The organism is Mesorhizobium sp. AA22 (assembly GCF_001672375.2).
Lineage (GTDB): Bacteria > Pseudomonadota > Alphaproteobacteria > Rhizobiales > Rhizobiaceae > Mesorhizobium > Mesorhizobium wenxiniae.
This window is the reverse complement of record NZ_CP048406.1, coordinates 3,999,337-4,015,273: the sequence shown is the minus strand read 5'-3', so window position 1 is coordinate 4,015,273 and position 15,937 is coordinate 3,999,337. Positions and strand designations below refer to the sequence as shown.

The 15,937-nt window shown below is 61.5% G+C and carries 19 protein-coding genes; 16 read left to right on the top strand and 3 right to left on the bottom strand.

The window, feature by feature from the left end; translation table 11 throughout:
- The first annotated feature begins 85 nt into the window (after positions 1-85).
- Entirely contained in the window at positions 86-376 is a 291-nt protein-coding gene (locus A9K68_RS19335) for a Dabb family protein (RefSeq protein WP_065008787.1), read from the top strand.
- 28 nt (positions 377-404) lie between these two features.
- Here A9K68_RS19335 and A9K68_RS19330 read toward each other — a convergent pair whose 3' ends face one another.
- Positions 405-578 (bottom strand): hypothetical protein, encoded by a 174-nt coding sequence (locus A9K68_RS19330; protein ID WP_156768354.1) that lies wholly within the window; start codon positions 576-578, stop codon positions 405-407.
- 83 nt (positions 579-661) lie between these two features.
- Here A9K68_RS19330 and A9K68_RS19325 point away from each other — a divergent pair, with 83 nt between their 5' ends.
- From A9K68_RS19325 to A9K68_RS19255, 15 genes are all read left to right on the top strand, one after another.
- Positions 662-1,591 (top strand): VOC family protein, encoded by a 930-nt coding sequence (locus A9K68_RS19325; RefSeq protein WP_082982412.1) that lies wholly within the window; start codon positions 662-664, stop codon positions 1,589-1,591.
- A complete protein-coding gene (gene kdsA / locus A9K68_RS19320) occupies positions 1,567-2,397 on the top strand; it encodes a 3-deoxy-8-phosphooctulonate synthase (RefSeq protein ID WP_065008730.1) in 831 nt (276 codons plus the stop codon). Before A9K68_RS19325 ends, kdsA begins: the two co-directional genes overlap by 25 nt.
- Before the next feature lie 102 nt (positions 2,398-2,499).
- Entirely contained in the window at positions 2,500-2,703 is a 204-nt protein-coding gene (locus A9K68_RS19315) for a dodecin family protein (RefSeq protein ID WP_029352316.1), read from the top strand.
- An 84-nt stretch (positions 2,704-2,787) separates the two neighbouring features.
- A complete protein-coding gene (locus tag A9K68_RS19310) occupies positions 2,788-3,153 on the top strand; it encodes a PRC-barrel domain-containing protein (protein WP_029352317.1) in 366 nt (121 codons plus the stop codon).
- Between the two features lie 401 nt (positions 3,154-3,554).
- Positions 3,555-4,829 (top strand): phosphopyruvate hydratase, encoded by a 1,275-nt coding sequence (gene eno, locus A9K68_RS19305; protein ID WP_065008731.1) that lies wholly within the window; start codon positions 3,555-3,557, stop codon positions 4,827-4,829.
- A 188-nt stretch (positions 4,830-5,017) separates the two neighbouring features.
- A complete protein-coding gene (locus A9K68_RS19300; RefSeq protein WP_065008732.1) occupies positions 5,018-5,341 on the top strand; it encodes a septum formation initiator family protein in 324 nt (107 codons plus the stop codon).
- Between the two features lie 171 nt (positions 5,342-5,512).
- Positions 5,513-6,559, top strand: a complete 1,047-nt coding sequence (gene pdhA, locus A9K68_RS19295; RefSeq protein ID WP_065008733.1) for a pyruvate dehydrogenase (acetyl-transferring) E1 component subunit alpha — start codon at positions 5,513-5,515, stop codon at positions 6,557-6,559.
- A 15-nt stretch (positions 6,560-6,574) separates the two neighbouring features.
- A complete protein-coding gene (locus A9K68_RS19290) occupies positions 6,575-8,008 on the top strand; it encodes a pyruvate dehydrogenase complex E1 component subunit beta (protein WP_065008734.1) in 1,434 nt (477 codons plus the stop codon).
- Between the two features lie 4 nt (positions 8,009-8,012).
- Entirely contained in the window at positions 8,013-8,306 is a 294-nt protein-coding gene (locus tag A9K68_RS19285; protein ID WP_036262673.1) for a DUF5076 domain-containing protein, read from the top strand.
- A gap of 9 nt (positions 8,307-8,315) precedes the next feature.
- Entirely contained in the window at positions 8,316-9,698 is a 1,383-nt protein-coding gene (locus A9K68_RS19280; RefSeq protein WP_065008736.1) for a pyruvate dehydrogenase complex dihydrolipoamide acetyltransferase, read from the top strand.
- Positions 9,699-9,840: 142 nt separating this feature from the next.
- Positions 9,841-10,479, top strand: coding sequence for an SGNH/GDSL hydrolase family protein (locus A9K68_RS19275; protein WP_065008737.1), 639 nt, complete (start codon positions 9,841-9,843; stop codon positions 10,477-10,479).
- Positions 10,480-10,700: 221 nt separating this feature from the next.
- Complete coding sequence (gene lpdA, locus A9K68_RS19270; protein WP_065008738.1) at positions 10,701-12,164, top strand: dihydrolipoyl dehydrogenase; 1,464 nt, start codon at positions 10,701-10,703, stop codon at positions 12,162-12,164.
- A gap of 96 nt (positions 12,165-12,260) precedes the next feature.
- Positions 12,261-12,518 carry a GlsB/YeaQ/YmgE family stress response membrane protein gene (locus A9K68_RS19265; RefSeq protein ID WP_029352334.1) on the top strand — a complete coding sequence of 86 codons (258 nt, stop codon included), beginning with the start codon at positions 12,261-12,263 and terminating at the stop codon, positions 12,516-12,518.
- 133 nt (positions 12,519-12,651) lie between these two features.
- The gene (lipA, locus tag A9K68_RS19260) at positions 12,652-13,617 is read left to right on the top strand and encodes a lipoyl synthase (protein WP_065008739.1); all 966 of its coding nucleotides are present in this window, start codon (positions 12,652-12,654) and stop codon (positions 13,615-13,617) included.
- Between the two features lie 12 nt (positions 13,618-13,629).
- Complete coding sequence (locus tag A9K68_RS19255; protein WP_065008740.1) at positions 13,630-14,088, top strand: type II toxin-antitoxin system RatA family toxin; 459 nt, start codon at positions 13,630-13,632, stop codon at positions 14,086-14,088.
- Here the strand turns inward: A9K68_RS19255 and A9K68_RS19250 are convergent.
- Together A9K68_RS19250 and A9K68_RS19245 are read right to left on the bottom strand one after the other, a co-directional pair.
- On the bottom strand, positions 14,064-14,573 hold the full coding sequence (locus tag A9K68_RS19250) for a CinA family protein (RefSeq protein ID WP_065008741.1): 510 nt from the start codon (positions 14,571-14,573) through the stop codon (positions 14,064-14,066). The two genes, A9K68_RS19255 and A9K68_RS19250, sit on opposite strands and share 25 nt — an antisense overlap.
- Positions 14,570-15,799: a bifunctional 2-C-methyl-D-erythritol 4-phosphate cytidylyltransferase/2-C-methyl-D-erythritol 2,4-cyclodiphosphate synthase gene (locus A9K68_RS19245; RefSeq protein WP_065008742.1), complete on the bottom strand. Its 1,230-nt coding sequence runs from the start codon at positions 15,797-15,799 to the stop codon at positions 14,570-14,572. The genes A9K68_RS19250 and A9K68_RS19245 overlap by 4 nt, the downstream gene beginning before the upstream one ends.
- Positions 15,800-15,937: the final 138 nt, after the last annotated feature.

Here is a 15,937-nt window from a genome sequence, read left to right as displayed (position 1 = left end):
GTTGTCGCCGCGACATCGTTGCCGGTTGACGCGAGCGTTTTGCCCACACAAAACACGCTTGCACATAGTGATCGAGGAGGCTGGGTTGATCCGGCATATCGTTTTCTTCAGCGCGCGGCACAAAGAGGATGTCGAGGCCGTACGCAGGGGCTTGCTGGCGCTGGGCAACATTCCCCATTCCCGCCTTTTCGAGGTGACGCTCAACACCAAGGTTGACCCGCTTTCGGACGAGATCGACGTGGTCGTTTATGCCGAGTTCGAGGATGATGCCGCTCTGGCCGCCTATAAGGCGCATCCGCTCTATGCCGAGACGACCAGCCAGGTCAAACCGCTGCGCGAATTGCGATATTCGGCGGATGTTGTTGGCTGCACCTGAAGAGAAATTGACCGAAGCAGGAGCTAAATTACTCTGCCTGAGCGGCGGTCGGTTCGGTCGGATCGGCGCCCGGCCGCTTTGGCGCATCCCAGACCAGCATGGCGAGAACAGCCATCGCTACGACCGCTGCCGTTATGAACAGGATCTTTCTCATTTGGGTGACGTAGTTGGTTTCCGGCAGCGGCAAGTATTCCAGAGGCATGCGGCCACGATAGGCCGCCGGATCTTCGCGGCGTCAGGTGAGGCTCTTGAACCAAATTCCGGAATGATGCACACCGCGCCGGCATGACCGAGACGATGACAGAAGGCCCTTGTCCGCTAGGCCCTTATCCGCTTGACCATCTTGTGCTGCCGACCGCGAGCCTCGACGTGGCGCGGGCGCGGCTGGTTTCGCTTGGCTTTGTCGTGGCGCCGACCGGCATCCATCCTTTCGGGACGGAAAACTGCTGCGTCTTCCTTGAGGACGGCACCTATCTCGAGCCGCTGGCGGTGGGCAACGGGCAAGCGGTGGCGAAAGCGATCGCGGACCGCAACGTCTTCGTCGCGCGCGATCGTGCCTATCGCGACAGGTACGGCAGTGAGGGATTTTCTGCCCTTGTCTTGGGCACCGAAAATGCGGATGCCGATCACGCGCGCTACATCGAAGCCGGTCTGTCTGCCGGAGACATGCTGGGCTTTTCGCGCGCCTTCACCGACGCGGCGGGAAAGAGCGACACGGCATCGTTCAAACTGGCCTTCGCCTCCGGCACCGGGGCGACGGACGCATTCCTGTTCGCCTGTGAGCGGATCAATGCGCCGAAAGTAGACCGCACCGCGTTGCAGATCCACCCCAATGGCGCAACCGGCATCATCGAAGTCGTGGCGGTCAGCAACGAGCCACCCAAACAGCACCGATTGATTTCGATCGCGACGCGCAGTCCGGCGACCGGACAGGGGAGCAGCACTGCGTTTGGCCTGCCGAACGCAACCTTGGCCCTGCTTGACCCCGTCGCTTTCGAGACGCGCTTCGGCATACCTGCCGGGGCGCCATCGGAACTCCGCTTTGCGGGGATCGTCTTTTCGGTTCGTTTCGCTGACACGGTCGCCAAGCTGTTTGCAGCCAGTTCCGTCAAACACGAAATACGCGGCGATGATATTGTCGTCCGGCCGGCATCCGGGCAGGGTGCGGCCTTCATTTTCCGGGAGAAAGCATGGGCAAGCCCAATTCGTCCGTAGCCGTCGGCAACGTCGTCTTCGGCAACACCGAGCCGCTGTCGCTGATTGCCGGCCCGTGCCAGCTTGAGTCGCGCCAGCACGCCTTCGACATGGCTGGCGCACTGAAGGAGCTGAGCGGGAAGCTAGGGCTGGGCCTCGTCTACAAGACCAGTTACGACAAGGCCAACCGCACCTCGCTTGGCGGCACGCGCGGCGCCGGGCTCGACGCGGCGCTGCCCGTCTTCGACGATTTGCGCAAGGCGTTTTCGCTGCCGATCCTGACCGATATCCACACCGAGGAACAGTGCGCGCTTGTGGCGCCGCACGTCGATATCCTGCAGATCCCGGCTTTCCTCAGCCGCCAGACCGATCTGCTGATCGCGGCGGCAAGAACCGGCAAGGTCGTCAACGTGAAGAAGGGCCAGTTCCTCGCACCGTGGGACATGAAGAACGTTGTCGCCAAGATCACCGGTTCCGGAAACGCCAACGTGCTGGTCACCGAGCGCGGCGTGTCTTTCGGCTACAACACGCTGGTGTCCGATATGCGCGCCCTGCCGATCATGGCCGAGATCGGCGCGCCGGTGATTTTCGACGCCACGCATTCGGTGCAGCAGCCGGGCGGGCAGGGCGGCTCCTCGGGTGGCGATCGGCGCTTCGTCGAGACGCTGGCGCGCGCTGCGGTTGCGGTCGGTGTCGCCGGCGTCTTCATCGAGACGCATCAGGATCCCGACAATGCCCCCTCCGATGGTCCCAACATGGTGCCGCTGAAGGACCTTCGGGCGCTGCTTGAAAGGCTGATGGCATTCGATCGTGTGGCCAAGGGCTGAGCAGTTTTAGGGCTCCGGCCCTAAGTCCCGACCCCTAAACTTGTAGTCAACAGGTGCCGGTTGTACGCTGCTTAGGCAACCGAGTGCCTGGAGGAGGAAGCCATGTCCGTCGCCCGCGTCACCGAAATCACATCATCGTCGAATAAGAGCTTTCAGGACGCCATCGAAGTGGGGATTGCGCGCGCCGCAAAAACCCTAAAGAACGTCGAAGGCGCCTGGATCCAGGATCAGAAAGTCGTCGTCGAGGACGGCAAGATCTCCGCCTACCGCGTCAACATGAAGGTTACCTTTATCCTCGCTGAGTGATCATGCCGCATGGATAAAAGTCGGGAACCTTCGCAGCCCTCTCCTCATTGTCCAACCTGAAGTGAACGACAAGAGGAGCACACCATGACAACCCAGACAGGACACACCGAAGCCATCGCGGCTTCGCGGGTTATCGGCACATCGGTTTATAACACGGAAGGCACGCACATCGGCGACATCGAGGATGTCATGCTCGACAAGTTGTCGAACGGAATCATGTTTGCCGTGATCGGCTTTGGCGGATTTCTCGGCATCGGCGAGAAGTACCACGCCATTCCGTGGGCGAGCCTCGACTATGACGAGGACAAGGGCGGCTACGTCGTGCCGTTCACGAAGGAGCAACTGAAGGCGGCTCCCGCCTATTCGATCAACGAATTGACGGGCGCTGACGGCGAGGCCGCGCGTGATGCTTCATACAGTTACTACAAGGTCGAGCCTTATTGGCATTGACCTTGCTCTACCGGAATCAAAAAGGCCCCCGGCTGGACCGGGGGCCTTTTTGCAGGATATTACTCCGCCGCAAGGGTGGACAACTCTACCGCGCCCTGTTGAGGCTGCTGAGTGTCACACGACGTCAAAAACGCCGCCGCGATCAGGAACAAACTCACAATACCGCTCAACTGAGACATGGCGAAACTCCTCCTGTTTCGCCCCGCGCAGCGCGAGCATAAACCAGAAAGCCGCATGCCGCCAAGACTTATGAGGGACATGACTTATGATGACAGCAATTTGTGCTTCGTGAATCGATGTGGCGGAGGTGGCGGCAATATTTGCGGACGCCCCGATTGCGTTTTGCAGCACTTTGGCTAAGACGTGCCCGACGCTTCGTCAGATCAATCGGGGACATCGCAATGACTGCCATCATCGACATTGTCGGGCGTGAAATCCTGGACAGCCGCGGAAACCCGACCGTTGAGGTCGACGTCGTCCTCGAAGATGGCTCGATGGGCCGCGCTGCGGTGCCCTCCGGCGCCTCGACCGGCGCGCATGAGGCGGTCGAACTGCGCGACGGCGGCGCCCGCTACCTCGGCAAGGGGGTCCTGCGGGCGGTAGAGGCCGTCAATGGCGAGCTGTTCGAGGCGATCGGCGGTACGGAAGCCGAAAACCAGATCCACATCGACCAGACCATGATCGAACTCGACGGCACGCCCAACAAGAGCCGGCTCGGCGCCAACGCTATCCTCGGCGTCTCGCTGGCTGTGGCCAAGGCTGCGGCGGAAGCGGCCGGCCTGCCGCTCTACCGCTATGTCGGCGGCACCAAGGCGCACGTGCTTCCGGTGCCGATGATGAACATCATCAACGGTGGCGCCCATGCCGACAACCCGATCGATTTCCAGGAATTCATGATCCTGCCGATCGGTGCGCCGACATTGCGTGACGGCGTGCGCTGGGGCTCGGAAATCTTCCATACGTTGAGGAAGAAGCTGAAGGGCGCCGGCCACAACACCAATGTAGGTGACGAGGGCGGCTTCGCTCCTAACTTGAAAAGCGCGCCCGCCGCGCTCGATTTCATCATGGAATCGATCGAGAAGGCTGGCTTCAAGCCGGGCGAAGAGGTTGCGCTGGGCCTCGATTGCGCCGCGACCGAATTCTTCAAGGACGGCAACTACGTCTACGAAGGCGAGAAGAAGACCCGCGATCCGAAGACCCAGGCCAAATATCTGGCCAAGCTTGCAGCGGATTATCCGATCATCACGATCGAGGATGGGCTGGCCGAGGACGACTGGGACGGCTGGAAAACGCTGACCGACCTCATCGGCAAGAAGACCCAGCTGGTCGGCGACGATCTGTTCGTCACCAATACGGCGCGGCTGCGCGACGGCATCCGCATGGGCGTCGCCAATTCTATCCTGGTCAAGGTCAACCAGATCGGCTCATTGACCGAAACGCTCGACGCCGTCGAGACCGCGCACAAGGCCGGCTACACCGCGGTAATGTCGCACCGCTCGGGCGAAACCGAAGATTCGACCATCGCCGATCTCGCCGTCGCCACCAATTGCGGGCAAATCAAGACGGGCTCTCTGTCGCGCTCGGATCGCATGGCCAAGTACAACCAGCTCATCCGCATCGAGGAAGAGCTTGGCAAGCAGGCGCTCTACGCCGGCAAGTCGATCGTGAAAGGCTGAGCCCACAGAAGATATCCGGAATGAAAAGGGCGGGGGCATTCCTCGCCCTTTTTGTTTCAACACCGCCAAATCCGGTCATCCGTAACCGTCCATTAAGCACAATCGGGCGAGAAAGGGCTAGGTCGCAGAGTGTTAGAGCGTCCTTTGCGCGTCCAAGCCGACGCGCGGCGCTCTAGGGGATTTGGATCATGTGGACACGTCAGCACAAGCAGAGAAACACCGGTCGGCTGATCATTCCCTCGCTCTGCGTGGCATTCCTGGCCTATTTCGGGTTCCACGCCTATCATGGCGAATTCGGCATCTATTCCAAGTACCGGTTGGAAGTCGAAGCCGTCGATCTGCAAAGTGAGCTCGATGCCGTCAAGGCGCGCCGGGTCGACCTGCAGCGGCGCGTTCAGCTGATGCATCAGGGCACGCTGGAGAAGGACATGCTCGACGAGCAGGCGCGCAAGGCGCTCAATATGTCCCATGCCGACGAAATCACCATCATGTTGCCAGCTGCGGCAAGATAACCACATTCAAGTTAATCGGCGATATTTCCAATGATTTTAATCGCTTAGATGCATGTCAGCCATGCATTTTTCAGCATGGCGAAACGCTTTCCCGCGTGTTAGCCTCCCCAAATCGGTGGGGAGAACTGATCTCCCTCAGTGTCCGCAAGAGACGCCAACAGGGAGTGATGCATGGCCACCGCCGCCAGAAAAGCGCCTGCCAAATCCAAGTCCAGATCCGACGGCAAATCGGCGGGGGTTTCGGCCCCCAAACCTGTCGACTTCACCAAAGACGAGGAGCTTGACGCCTACCGGCGCATGCTGCTTATCCGCCGCTTCGAGGAAAAGGCCGGCCAGCTCTACGGCATGGGCTTCATCGGCGGCTTCTGCCATCTCTATATCGGCCAGGAAGCAGTTGTCACCGGCATGAAGATGGCGCTGGTCGATGGCGATCAGATGATCACCGCCTACCGCGACCATGGTCACATGCTGGCGATGGAACTGTCGCCGCGCGGCGTCATGGCCGAGTTGACCGGGCGCCGCGGCGGCTTGTCCAGGGGCAAGGGCGGCTCCATGCACATGTTCTCGAAGGAAAGGCATTTTTACGGCGGCCACGGCATTGTCGGCGCGCAGGTTTCGCTCGGCACCGGCCTCGCCTTCGCCAATCGCTATCGCGGCAACAACAATGTAACGCTGACATATTTCGGCGACGGCGCCGCCAATCAGGGCCAGGTCTATGAAAGCTTCAACATGGCCTCGCTGTGGAAGCTGCCGGTGATCTACATCATCGAGAACAACCGCTATGCCATGGGCACCTCGGTATCGCGTTCGTCGGCCGAGACGGATTTTTCGCAGCGCGGCGCCTCCTTCAAGATCCCCGGTATCCAGGTCGACGGCATGGACGTTCGCGCGGTCAAGGCAGCCGGCGATCTCGCAACTGAATGGTGCCGCGCCGGCAAGGGGCCGCTGATTCTCGAAATGCAGACCTACCGCTATCGCGGCCACTCGATGTCCGATCCGGCAAAGTACCGCTCCAAGGAAGAAGTGCAGAAGATGCGCTCCGAGCGTGACCCGATCGAGCAGGTCAAGGCGCGCCTGCTCGACAAGAAGTGGGCTGATGAGGACGAGCTCAAGGCCGTCGACAAGGAGGTCCGCGACATTGTCGCCGACGCCGCCGAATTTGCCCAGAACGACGCAGAGCCGGATCCGTCCGAGCTCTGGACCGACATCGTATTGTAACGAGAGGGCAAGGACATGCCGATCGAAATTCTCATGCCCGCACTCTCGCCGACCATGGAAGAGGGCAATGTTTCCAAATGGTTGAAGAACGAGGGCGACAAGGTCGCCGCCGGTGACGTCATTGCCGAGATCGAAACCGACAAGGCGACGATGGAAGTCGAAGCGGTCGACGAAGGCACGCTCGGCAAGATCCTGGTCGCCGAGGGCACCGAAGGCGTGAAGGTCAACACGCCGATAGCGGTGCTGCTGCAGGACGGCGAGAGCGCCGCCGATATCGGCAAGGATGCCAAGGCTGCACCGGCTTCCACCCAGGATGCGATTTCAGACGGCGGGCAGCGCACCGACGCAGCCGAGGAAGGCTCGAAGTCCGCGCCGCAGGATGCCGGCGAGGCGCCGAAGGCGTCCGTTCCCGCTGCCCCCGCCATGAAGGCCGCCGCCGATCCTGACATCCCGGCCGGCACAGCAATGGTCTCGACTACTGTGCGCGAGGCGTTGCGTGACGCGATGGCCGAGGAGATGCGTCGAGACGGCGACGTCTTCGTGATGGGCGAGGAGGTCGCCGAGTACCAGGGCGCTTACAAGATCACGCAAGGGCTGCTGCAGGAATTCGGGCCGAGGCGCGTCGTCGACACGCCGATCACCGAGCACGGTTTTGCCGGCGTCGGCGTCGGCGCGGCGATGGCCGGCCTGAAACCGATCGTCGAGTTCATGACCTTCAACTTCGCCATGCAGGCGATCGACCAGATCATCAACTCCGCCGCCAAGACGCTCTATATGTCCGGCGGCCAGATGGGCGCGCCTATCGTCTTTCGCGGGCCGAACGGCGCGGCCGCCCGTGTCGCCGCCCAGCATTCGCAGTGCTATGCCGCCTGGTACAGCCACATTCCCGGGCTGAAAGTGGTGATGCCCTACACCGCCGCCGACGCCAAGGGGTTGCTGAAGGCCGCGATCCGCGACGCGAACCCGGTCATCTTCCTCGAGAACGAGATCCTTTACGGCCAGTCCTTCGACGTGCCGAAGATGGACGATTTCGTGCTGCCGATCGGCAAGGCGCGCATCCACAAACCGGGCAAGGATGTCACCATCGTCTCTTTCGGCATCGGCATGACCTACACGGTGAAGGCCGAGGCCGAATTGCGCGGCATGGGCATCGATGCCGAGATCATCGACCTCAGGACCATCCGCCCCCTCGATTTCGACACCATCATCGCCTCGGTCAAGAAGACCAATCGGCTGGTGGTGGTGGAGGAAGGATTCCCGCAGAGCTCGGTCGGCGACCATATCGCCAGCCAGGTGTCGCAGCGCGCCTTCGATTTCCTCGATGCGCCGGTCATCACCATTGCCGGCAAGGACGTGCCGATGCCCTACGCGGCAAACCTCGAAAAGCTGGCATTGCCCAATGTCGCGGAAGTCATCGAGGCGGTGAAAGCCGTGACGTACCGGGGTTAATGAGATGTCGCGCGAACTAGAAGTTCCCGCGGTGGTCGTCGAGAATAGCGAATTCGATGAAATACTCCGCGTCTGGATTGGTTCGGACGCGGTCGTCACGATGCAAGACCTCTTTGGACCAAACGCTCACAACTGGGGCATGGTGCTCGCTGATGTCGGCATGCACATAGCCAGGATGAGACTGGAACAAGATGGCATCCCTGAAATCGAGACGCTTCAGGCATTGGAAGAAGGCTATCGAGGCAGAATGTCGGAGCAGTTCAATATCCAGCACCGTTCGCTAACCGGGCGGAACTGAGGAGGAAAAATGCCGATCAACATCACCATGCCGGCCCTGTCGCCCACGATGGAAGAAGGCAATCTTGCCAAGTGGCTGGTCAAGGAGGGCGACAAGGTTTCGCCGGGCGATGTGATCGCCGAGATCGAGACCGACAAGGCGACGATGGAAGTCGAAGCCGTCGATGAGGGCACGGTGGCCAAGCTGGTGGTTCCGGCCGGCACCGAAGGCGTCAAGGTCAATGCGCTGATCGCCGTGCTCGCGGCCGAGGGCGAGGATGCGGCGGCTGCCGCCAAAAGCGGTGACGGCGCTGCCGCTCCGGCAAAAGCCGAGGCACCAAAAACAGAAGCCCCCAAAACTGAAGCACCAAAGGCGGAAACCCCAAAGCCGGAAGCGCCGAAACCTGCGGCCGCACCGGAGCCCCAGGCGGCTCCGATTGCCAATGGTCATGCTAGCGGCGAACGTGTCTTCGCCTCGCCGCTTGCCCGTCGCATCGCCCGGGAAGCCGGTGTCGATGTCTCCGCGGTGAGCGGCTCCGGTCCGCATGGCCGCGTGGTCAAGGCCGATGTCGATGCAGCGATTTCCGGTGGCGGCGCCAAGGCGGCACCAGCCGCGAAAGCCGCACCTGCCGGCGCTCCGGCTCCGGCTGTCGCGCTAAAGCCAATGTCGGACGACCAGGTGCTAAAACTGTTTGCCGAAGGCTCCTACGAGCTTGTCCCGCATGACAATATGCGCAAGACCATTGCGCGCCGGCTGGTCGAGGCCACGACCACCATCCCGCATTTCTACCTGACGCTCGACTGCGAGCTCGACACGCTTCTGGCGCTGCGCACGCAGATCAACGCGGCCGCCCCGATGAAGAAGACCGACAAGGGGGAGGCGCCGACCTACAAGCTGTCGGTCAACGACATGGTCATCAAAGCGATGGCAATGGCGCTGATGGCGGTGCCGGATGCCAATGCGTCATGGACCGAGAGCGCAATGGTCAAGCACAAGCATGCCGATGTCGGTGTCGCCGTGTCGATCCCTGGCGGGCTGATCACGCCGATCATCCGGCGCGCCGATGAAAAGACGCTGTCGGTCATCTCCAACGAGATGAAGGATCTCGCCAGCCGCGCCCGCAGCCGCAAGCTGAAACCGGAGGAATACCAGGGCGGCACCACGGCGGTGTCCAATCTCGGCATGTTCGGCATCAAGGACTTTGCCGCCGTCATCAACCCGCCGCATGCGACGATCCTGGCGGTCGGCGCCGGCGAAGAGCGCGCGGTGGTCAAGAACGGTGAGATCAGAATAGCGACCATCATGTCGGTGACGCTGTCGACCGATCACCGCGCCGTCGACGGCGCGCTCGGCGCCGAACTGCTCGTCGCCTTCAAGCGCATGATCGAAAATCCGATGGGCATGCTGGTCTAGAAGGAAGAAGGCGGTGCGGAAATTCTTCACCAGCCTTGTTGCCTTCAGCCCTTCCGGCGTCGCAACGATCATGTGCAATGGCTGTTGGTGCGCTGGCGGGTGAGGCGCGCGCGGGCAGATTTCAGCAGGAGGGGGCAAACGCATGAAAACAGTCCTTTGCTACGGCGACTCGCTGACCTGGGGCTATGATGCGGCAAGTCTGGATCGCCACCCGCTCAAGGACCGCTGGCCGAGTGTGCTGCAGGCGACGTTGGGAGGCGATATCCAGGTCATTGCCGAAGGCTTGAACGGCCGCACAACGGCTTTCGACGACCATCTGGCCGGCGCCGACCGTAACGGCGCTAGAGTGCTGCCGACGGTGCTGATGACACATGCGCCGCTCGACCTGATCGTCATCATGCTCGGCTCCAACGACATGAAGCCGTGGATCCACGGCAATCCGGTGGCGGCCAAGCAAGGCATCCAGCGCCTGATCGATATCGTGCGCGGCCACGACTACCCGTTCGACTGGCCGGCGCCGCAGATCCTGCTCGTCGCGCCGCCCGCGGTCAGCCGTACCGACAACGCTGAGTTCAAGGAAATGTTCGCCGGCGGCGACGAAGCTTCGAAGCGACTGGCGCCGCAATATTCCGCCCTTGCCGACGAGGCCGGCTGCGGCTTTTTCGATGCCGGCACGGTGGCAACGACCACGCCGCTCGACGGCGTCCATCTTGATGCAGAAAACACGCGCAACATTGGCGAGGCGCTGGCACCGCTGGTGCGCGTGATGTTAGCGACATGATAGTCGATGCAAGTCTGATCATGGCCTCTGGTTGGCTGTGCATTGGCAAGGCCGTCGAAGTCGGCTTCTTGCAGGTTACGCATTTCTGGGGCTCTGGGTATCCGACTCCCTTTCGATACTGATGCACGAGCCAGCTTTCGCGCCTCCAATACTGAGGTACGAGCCAATTTCGATCCCGAAGCCTTCTTTCGGGGAAGCCTCGCTTCAATAAGGACCACAAAATGGCTGAGAACTACGACGTCATCATCATCGGCTCCGGCCCCGGCGGCTACGTCACGGCGGTGCGTTCCGCCCAACTCGGCTTCAAGACGGCGATCGTCGAGCGTGAGCATCTCGGCGGCATCTGCCTCAACTGGGGCTGCATCCCGACCAAGGCGCTGCTGCGTTCGGCCGAGATCATGCACTATTCCGATCATCTGAAGGACTACGGCTTGAAGATCGACGGCAAGGTCAGCGTCGATACCGCCGCCGTGGTCGACCGCTCGCGAAAGGTCTCGCTGCGGCTCAACGGCGGCGTCGCCTTCCTGATGAAGAAGAATAAGGTCGACGTCATCTGGGGCGAAGCCAAGCTCTCCAAGGCGGCTTCCGGCGATAAACCGGGCGAGATCGTCGTGTCGAACTCGTCGAAGAAGCCGATGGAGCCGCAGCCGCCGGCGCCTAAGGGCGTCAAGGGTGAGGGCACTTATACCGCCAAGCACATAATCCTGGCGACCGGCGCTAGGCCGCGGGCGCTGCCTGGCATCGAGCCCGACGGCAAGCTGATCTGGACCTATTTCGAAGCGATGGTCCCGAAGGAGATGCCTAAATCGCTGCTGGTGATGGGTTCGGGCGCAATCGGCATCGAGTTCGCCTCATTCTACCGCACCATGGGCGCGGAGGTGACTGTGGTCGAGTTGTTGCCGGCGGTAATGCCGGTCGAGGACGCCGAGGTCTCGAGATTCGCGCAAAAGCAGTTCGAGAAGCAAGGCATGAAGATCATCCTCGAGGCCAAGGTGACCAAGGTCGAGAAGGGTGCGAACTCGGTCACCGCGCATGTCGAGATGAAGGACGGCAAGGTTGAGAAGATCACCGCCGACCGGATGATCTCGGCCGTCGGTGTGCAGGGCAATATCGAGAATCTCGGCCTCGAAGCGCTCGGCGTGAAGACCGAACGCGGCTGCGTCGTCGTTGACGGCTACGGCAACACCAATGTGCCCGGAATCTATGCCATCGGCGACGTTGCCGGCCCGCCTATGCTCGCCCACAAGGCCGAACATGAAGGCGTGGTGTGCGTGGAGAAGATCGCCAATTTCCCCGGCGTGCATGCCACTGACAAGCTGAAGATTCCGGGCTGCACCTATTGCAACCCGCAGGTTGCCTCCGTCGGCTTGACCGAAGCGAAAGCGAAGGCCGAGGGCAAGGACATCCGCGTCGGCCGCTTTCAGTTCGCCGCCAACGGCAAAGCCATTGCGCTCGGCGAAGACCAGGGTTTCGTCAAGACCATCTTCGACAAGAAGACCGGCCAGTTGCTCGGCGCGCATATGGTCGGCGCCGAAGTGACCGAGCTGATCCAGGGCTTTGTTGTGGCGATGAACCTGGAGACCACCGAGGAAGAACTTATGCACACCATCTTCCCGCATCCGACGCTATCGGAGATGATGAAGGAAAGCGTCCTCGACGCCTATGGCCGCGCGCTGAACGCGTGATAAATTGACCGCGTGAGACTCGACACGTGAAAGCCAAGGAACTCAACGGCAAGGTAATTCGTTTCCGGATGCATTCATCACACAAGGAGAGGGCATATGGACGTGAATGGCGTGGGCTGGATCGCAGCCATCATCATCGGCGGTTTGGCAGGGTGGCTTGCCGAGATGTTCATGAAAAGCAACATGGGCATCTTGATGAACATCATTCTTGGCATCGTCGGCGCGATCGTGCTGAATGCCATCCTGCAGGCGCTCAACATCGGCGCCTTCGGGGCTGGCTGGATCGCTTATCTGATCACCGGTTTCATCGGCGCCTGCCTGCTGATCTGGGTAGGGCGCATGGTGCGCCGTTAGCTGCTGAACTCTTGCCATGCGAAAACGGCTGTGGCGGCATGCGCCGCCGCGGCCTTTTTCTTTGCAGCGAAAAGTCCTAGATGACTTGTGAAAGCGACCGCCGGAAGGCGATCGCGAATGAACTGGATTTCTGATGGTCACCGTCCTCGACACGATCGCCAATGCGCCGCGCCTGAGGCATCCTGAAAAGGCGCACAAGCCTGACCAGGATGTGCTGCGCAAGCCCGACTGGATCCGCGTCAAGGCGCCGATGTCAAAAGGCTATGCCGAGACGCGCGAAATCGTGAAGTCGCACAGACTGGTGACGGTGTGCGAAGAGGCCGGTTGCCCCAATATCGGTGAGTGCTGGGAAAAGAAGCACGCCACCTTCATGATCATGGGTGAGATCTGCACGCGCGCCTGTGCCTTCTGCAACGTCGCCACCGGCATTCCGACAGCGCTCGATCCCGATGAACCGGCGCGCATCGCCCATGCGGTCAAGCAAATGGGTCTGAGCCATGTCGTCATCACCTCAGTCGACCGCGACGATCTCGCCGATGGCGGAGCTCAGCACTTTGCCGAGGTCATCCGCGCCATCAGGGCGGCAACGCCTTCGACGACGATCGAAATCCTGACGCCCGACTTCCTGCGCAAGGAAGGTGCGCTGGAGATCGTGGTGGCGGCGAAGCCGGACGTGTTCAACCACAATCTGGAGACCGTACCGTCGAACTATCTGACGGTCCGGCCCGGCGCCCGCTATTTTCATTCGATTAGGCTCCTGCAGCGGGTCAAGGAACTCGACCCGTCGATCTTTACCAAATCCGGCATCATGGTTGGCCTCGGCGAGGAGCGGAACGAGATACTGCAGTTGATGGATGATCTGCGTTCGGCCAATGTCGACTTCATGACCATCGGCCAGTATCTGCAGCCGTCGAAGAAACACCACCCTGTGATCCGTTTCGTCACGCCGGAGGAATTCAAGTCCTTCGAGACGATCGGCAAGACCAAGGGCTTCCTGCTGGTGGCATCGAGCCCGCTAACGCGTTCGTCGCATCACGCCGGCGACGATTTCGCCAAGCTGCACGCGGCACGGGAAGCGTTTCTCAGGAAGTCCGCCTAACACTCTGGTTTCATGCCACAATTCGAAGCCCACCGCCGCGTTGCGCATACGCCGGAACAGATGTTCGCTCTGGTCGCTGATGTCGAATCCTATCCGCAATTCCTGCCGCTTTGCGAGGCGCTGACGGTTCGCTCGCGCAAGGAACGCGACGGACGCACCCTGCTCGTCGCCGACATGAGCATCGGCTACAAGGCGATCCGCGAGACTTTCACCACGCAAGTGCTGTTAAAACCTGGCGAGAACGCCATCGACGTCAAATACATCGACGGTCCATTCAAATATCTGAGCAACGCCTGGCGTTTCGAGCCGGCCGACGGCGGTTGCAATGTCTGCTTCTTCATCGACTACGAATTCAAGAGCCGTATTCTGGGTGCGGTGATGGGAGCGATGTTCGATCGCGCCTTCCGCATGTTTTCCGAGGCGTTCGAGAAGCGCGCCGACGTCATCTATGGCGCAACGCCGGCAGCCTGATCCGCAGCGAGTGCGCGCAACCCCAGTTCAAGCGCATGCCTGACCGTCTCCCGGCGGATGAAATTGCGGCCTTTGTCGGCGAACAACTGACATTCGCTGACGACCGGCCGGCCAGTCAAGGCGATACCGAACCAGACCAGGCCGACGGGCTTTTCCGCCGAGCCGCCGCCCGGACCGGCAATGCCGGTAACGGCAAGGGTGAGTCCGGCGCGCGAATGGGCCAACGCGCCGGCCGCCATCTCGACTGCGGTTTCCCGCGAGACCGCGCCGTGCGTCTCAAGCGTGGCGGCGGAAACGCCGAGCATCTCAGTCTTGGCCTGGTTGGAATAGGTGATGAAACCCCGGTCGACCACCGTGGAAGAGCCGGCGATGTCGGTAAGGGCGGCGATGATCATGCCGCCTGTGCAGCTTTCGGCCGTCGCTAGCATGATGCCACGCTGTCGGCAGGCCTGAAGCAGGGCATCTGCGAGATCGCTGTTGCTCATTCGGGGACATCCCCCGGAAACACGACGCTGGCGGTCGCGATAGCCGCTATGCCTTCCTCGCGTCCGACAAAGCCGAGCTTTTCGTTGGTTGTTGCCTTGATAGAGATACGGTCCCGGGAAATTGCCAGCATTTCCGAAAGGGTTTCGGTCATTGCTTCGCGATGTGGGCCGACCCGGGGCGCCTCGCAGATCAGCGTGATGTCGGCATTGGCGATGCGCCCGCCGCGCGCACGCACCAGTCTTGCCGCATGTTCGACGAAGATCCGCGAGGCCACGCCTTTCCACTGCGGATCCGACGGCGGGAAATGCGTGCCGATGTCGCCGGCGCCGCAGGTGGCGAGCAGCGCGTCGGTCAACGCGTGCAGGCCGACATCGGCGTCCGAATGGCCGGCCAGTTTCTTGTCGTGCGGGATGGAGACGCCGCACAGGACGACATGGTCACCGGGCTGGAAGGCATGGACGTCGTAGCCATTGCCGGTGCGGATGTCCGGAAAACGCAGCCGCTCGCCGGAAAGCCGCTGATCCGCCATCGAAATATCTCTTGCCCAGGTGAGCTTGACATTGTCCGGCGAGCCCGGAACGATTTTCACCGGAATATGCGCCCATTCGGCAATCGCGGCATCGTCGGTGAAGTCCGCCTTGCCCAAGCGATGGGCCTTTTCGTGGGCGGCCAGGATCGGCCAGAACGGGAAGCCTTGCGGCGTCTGGGCGGCATGAAGCCCGTTCCTGGAAACCGTCTCGCCGATCATGCCGGCGGCCGACTCACGTTTCAGCGTGTCGGCGACGGGTAAGGCAGGCAGCGCTCCCTGGCGCTCGCCGATAGCGGCGATCGTACGGTCTATCAATTCGGCGTCGACGAACGGGCGAACGGCATCATGGACCAGAACCTGGCTCGGTGCATGGCCTCTCAGCGCAAGCAGCCCGAGCCGGACGGAGTCCTGCCTGGACGCGCCACCGGTCACCGTGATGACTCGATCGGCGTTGGCTCCGGCGGCGCTGCGAAAAAGCGCGCTGTCGTCGGCGTGGATGGCGACGACGACAGGACCGATTCTCGGATGCGCCAAAAACATATCCAATGTGCGCGCGATAACGGCATGGCCACCGATCCTCTGGTATTGCTTCGGGCCGTCGGCCTGACCGGCGCGCGCGCCGCGGCCGGCGGCGACGATAACCACGGCAACCCTAGAGTCCGTAGCCAAAGCTGGCATTTCGCTTGCATCTGTCATGCCGAGACGCTTAGCGCATGATCCCGAAAAGTGGAATCGCTTTTCGGAAGAGATCATGCGCAGATGCAAAGTGCAAAGGGTCCTTTCCTAAAGACGTACGCCGCTTAGGCCGCGGGTATGGGCCGAAGGCCAGCATTT